This window comes from uncultured Parolsenella sp. (assembly GCF_958346945.1).
Lineage (GTDB): Bacteria > Actinomycetota > Coriobacteriia > Coriobacteriales > Atopobiaceae > Parolsenella.
On the sequence record NZ_CATVTL010000022.1, the window covers coordinates 1 to 3,978 of the forward strand.

At 68.8% G+C, this 3,978-nt stretch carries 3 protein-coding genes and 1 pseudogene; all 4 read right to left on the minus strand.

Features of this window, described 5'->3' with window-relative positions; all coding sequences use genetic code 11:
• A pseudogene (locus Q3866_RS07740) lies at positions 1 to 311 on the minus strand (Asp-tRNA(Asn)/Glu-tRNA(Gln) amidotransferase GatCAB subunit B); the annotation flags it as partial.
• Positions 308 to 1,804, minus strand: coding sequence for an Asp-tRNA(Asn)/Glu-tRNA(Gln) amidotransferase subunit GatA (gatA, locus tag Q3866_RS07745; RefSeq protein ID WP_301830821.1), 1,497 nt, complete (start codon positions 1,802 to 1,804; stop codon positions 308 to 310). The pseudogene Q3866_RS07740 and the gene gatA, both read right to left, overlap by 4 nt.
• Positions 1,804 to 2,112, minus strand: coding sequence for an aspartyl/glutamyl-tRNA amidotransferase subunit C (locus tag Q3866_RS07750; protein WP_301830823.1), 309 nt, complete (start codon positions 2,110 to 2,112; stop codon positions 1,804 to 1,806). Before Q3866_RS07750 ends, gatA begins: the two co-directional genes overlap by 1 nt.
• Before the next feature lie 364 nt (positions 2,113 to 2,476).
• Positions 2,477 to 3,706 (minus strand): MFS transporter, encoded by a 1,230-nt coding sequence (locus Q3866_RS07755; protein ID WP_301830825.1) that lies wholly within the window; start codon positions 3,704 to 3,706, stop codon positions 2,477 to 2,479.
• Positions 3,707 to 3,978: the final 272 nt, after the last annotated feature.

The following is a 3,978-nucleotide window of genomic DNA, read 5'->3' on the forward strand; positions in this document are numbered from 1 at the left end:
CCCTGCGTGGTCTGGAAGTTCTTGGCCATGTCGGGATAGAAGTAGTGCTTGCGGTAGAACATGCTGTGGCGCATGATCTGGCAGTTCGTGGCCAGGCCCGCCTTCACGATGGACTGGATGGCGCGGCGGTTGGGCACCGGCAGCGCGCCAGGCAGGCCCAGGCACACGGGGCAGACGTTGGTGTTGGGCTCGTCGTCGTGCGACAGGCGGCAGTTGCAGAACATCTTGGTGTCGAGCGCGGTGAGCTCGGTATGGATCTCGAGGCCGATCACGGCCTCCCAATCCCTTAGAACGTCGGCGAGCTTCTTCATGCGAGCTCACCCCCCTTCCCGGCGAAGTCGGGCGCAACGGACGCGTGGGCGGCGGCGCCGCGCTCGACGGCAGCGGCGAACGTCAGCAGGTCGCGGTCCTTGAAGGCCGGCCCCACGAGCTGGGCCGAGACGGGCAGGCCGGAGGTGGCGCCCAGGCCCAGCGGCACGGAGATGCCGCCGTTGCCGGCGATGTTGATGCTGATGGTGTAGAGGTCCGAGAGGTACATCTGCGTGGGGTCGCTCATCTCGCCAAACTTGAACGCCGTGGTGGGGCTGGCGGGCATGAGGATGACGTCGACCTTCTCGTAGGCGGCGGCGTAGTCGCGCGTGATGAGCGTGCGGGCCTTCTGCGCGGCGAGGTAGTACTTCTCGTACACGCCGCTGGACAGCAGCCAGGCGCCCAGCATCTGGCGGCGCTTGGCCTCAGCGCCAAAGCCGTGCGCGCGCGACTTCGAGCTCTGCTCGGCAAGGTTCGCGCAGTTAGGCTCCTGGTAGCCATAGCGCACGCCGTCGAAACGGGCGAGGTTGGAGAAGGCCTCGCAGGGACCCAGCACGTAGTAGGCGGCGATGGCCGCGTCGAGGTTGGGAAGGTCGACCTCGACGAGCTCGGCGCCCTGGTCGGCCAGGCTCTGGGCCGCGGCGTTCACGGCCGCCCTGACCTCGTCGGTGAGGCCCGCAGCGCTCATGAGGGCGGGGATGACGCCCACCTTGCGGCCGGCGACGCCATCGTTCAGGTGCTCGGTGAAGTCGACCGGGCAGTCCTGGCTCGTGGAGTCCCTGGGGTCGCGGCCGGGGGCGGTGAGCGCGTTCATGGCAAGCGCCACGTCGGCCACGCTGCGGCCAAAGGGACCCACCTGGTCGAGCGACGAGCCAAAGGCAACGACGCCGTAGCGGCTCACGGCCCCATAGGTGGGCTTCATGCCCACAACGCCGCACAGGGCGGCCGGCTGGCGAATCGAGCCGCCGGTGTCGGAGCCCAGCGCGAGCGTGACCTCGCCGGCGGCGACGGCCGCGGCGGAGCCACCCGAGGAGCCGCCGGGCACGCGCTCGAGGTCCCAAGGGTTGTTGGTGCGGTGGAAGGCCGAGCTCTCGGTCGAGGAGCCAAAGGCAAACTCGTCCATGTTGGCCTTGCCGATGGGCAGGCAGCCCGCGTCGAGCATGCGCTGGACGCAGGTGGCGGTATAGACGCTCTCGTAGTTCTCGAGCATCTTGGAGGCACAGGTGGTTCGCGTGCCCGTGAGCATCATGTTGTCCTTGATGGCCAGCGGCACGCCCGCAAGCGACGGCAGGGCACGGCCGGCGGCGCGGTCGGCGTCGATGCGGGCCGCGGCGTTAAGGGCGAGCTCGGGGGCCACCTGGAGGAAGGCCTGGACGGCGTTGTCGCGGGCCTCGACCGCGTCGAGGGCGGCACGCGCCACCTCGGTTGCGGTGAAGTCGCCGGCGGCGATGCCAGCCGCGATCTGGGCGGCGGAGAAGGTGTCGAGGTTTGCCATTACTGCTCCTCCCCCTCTCCCAGGATCGAGGGCACGCGGAAGTAGCGGTCGCGCGCGGCAGGGGCGTCGAGCAGGGCCTCGTCGATGCCAAGGCCAGGCGCGGGGACGTCTGCGCCCATCACGTTCGACAGGTCTCCGATGGGGTGGAACGTGGGCGGGACGTCTGCCTCGCCGTACTGGAGGACGGGCGCGAGCACGCCCTCGATGGCGCCGTTCAGGTACTGCGTCATCTCGGCGAGCTCGTCGCCGTCAAGAGCGATACGCGCGTAGTCGGCGATGCCGCGCACGTCGTTTTCGCTGAGTGCCATGGGGCCTCCCAACATGGTTCATAGGATGCAACTTAGTCATTCTATGGCAGGTTGGTGGCGCGGCGCGTGTCGGCGACGGCGATTGTGTCAGGACAGTAACAGTGGAGTGGGCGGGAGCCGGCGCGGGCGCGGCGGAGAAGGGCGAGGTGGTGTGGGTGGGACGGCTGGCGCGAGCGCGGTGGCTGGTCCGGGCGCGACGGCTGGAGCAGATTGTCTGAGTTGCTCGACCGCATGGCTGGATGATCGGGCCGCGCGGGCCGCTCTATCCGCACAACCAAACGACCTGCACGTTCTTCTCGGCCTTATCGATCTCGTCGCCCCGCTCGACCCGCTAGGTTTTATCGGCCTTGTTGTCCTTCTCGGCCTAGTCGTCCACACGGCGAGATGCCGCGAGCAGGGCCGCGCCGGCGACCGCCACGCTCGCGCTCGCCACGACGAGCACCGGCTGCACGCCAAACGCGTTGGCCAGGAACGGGGCCGCGAGCAGCGGCAACGTCCCCGCCGACGACAGGGCCACGCGCATGAGCGCGCTCACGCTCCCCAGCCGCTCGATGCCACACGAGCACTGCGTGAGCGTCACGCGCACCGGCATGATGGCGCCGTTGGCCACGCCCAGCACGAGCTGGCCCGCGCAGGCGCACGCGACGAGCGGCGTTCCCACGTAGAGCACCGCGCCCAGACCCTCGAGCACGAGCAGCGCGCAGAGCAGCGGCATCGTCACGCGCTGGACACGGAGCCGCCCGGCAGCAACGGAGCCCAGCGTGGCTCCCACGCCAACGATCGCCGTGAGCCACCCCATCCACTCGGCGCCCACCTGCAGCACGTCTCGGTAAAAGAGGCTCTCGAGCGAATCGAACGCGCCAAAGCCCAGGTTGCCCAAAAAGCCGATGGCGAACAGCATCAGCAGGGCCGGGCTCGCGATGATGGTGCGCGCGCCGCTTGCGAGCTGGGAGAGGAGCGAGGGCGCGACCTGCTCGGCGGGGTCGCGGTTCTCGGCCGCACCGTCCGTCTCGGCGGGGTTGCCCTTCTCGGCATGGCACGAGCCTGCGGGCATCGTGCAGGCACAGAGCGCGGCGGCGGGGGCGGTGGCCAGAAGCAGGGAAAAGACGAGCGCGGTCGAGAACGCGTCCGCGACTGCTCCCGCCGCGAGTGGCCCCACGATCACCGAGGCAAACGTAGCCGTGCTGTTGAGCGAGTTCATGCGCACGAGCTCGGGCTCGCTGGCCGTGAGATAGCGCGGGTAGGTCTCGACCGCCGTCGAGGCGGCCGCACCGGCAAGGCCCATCACGAGGGCGCAGGCCAGTAGGACGAGAAACGACATCGGCAGCGCAAGGGTGAGCGCGGCCGCGGCGAGCGGGGCGAGCGACGACGCGAGGAGCACGGGCTTGGGACCCATGCGGTCGATGAGGGCGCCCGCGAGCGAGTAGCCCACGAGCAGCACCACGTTGAGGGCAAAGACGAGGGCCGACACGCCCGCCGCGCCCAGGCCCAGCGCGTAGGTGGCGCAGCCGATGATTCCCACGAAGTAGACGGACTGGAAGCCCAGCTGGTTAAAGAAACCCGCGGCGACGAGCAGCGCTCGCGATTTGACCATGGAGGCAGTCCTCTCTCTCTCCATTAATTGTTGGCAGTATAGCGCCGCAGCATTGCGGTGACGTTTCTGACCTGGCGGTCCGCAGGGCTCTTCTTGGTTGCTCGACCCCGCCCTGCACAAACTGGCCGATTGCTGCAAATGGCCAATCGTGGCAATCCAACGTCCCACACAAACCGGCCATTTGTCGCAAACGCACGGACACGGTAGTCCACCACCCTGCACAAACCGGCCGTTTGCTGCAAACGCACGCGGCCGGCAGCCTAGCGCCTTAC

Coding starts and splice junctions, on each gene's coding strand:
- gatA (WP_301830821.1), bottom strand. CDS start 1,804: ATGGCAAACCTCGACACCTTCTCCGCCGCCCAGATCGCGGCTGGCATC.
- Q3866_RS07750 (WP_301830823.1), bottom strand. CDS start 2,112: ATGGCACTCAGCGAAAACGACGTGCGCGGCATCGCCGACTACGCGCGT.
- Q3866_RS07755 (WP_301830825.1), bottom strand. CDS start 3,706: ATGGTCAAATCGCGAGCGCTGCTCGTCGCCGCGGGTTTCTTTAACCAG.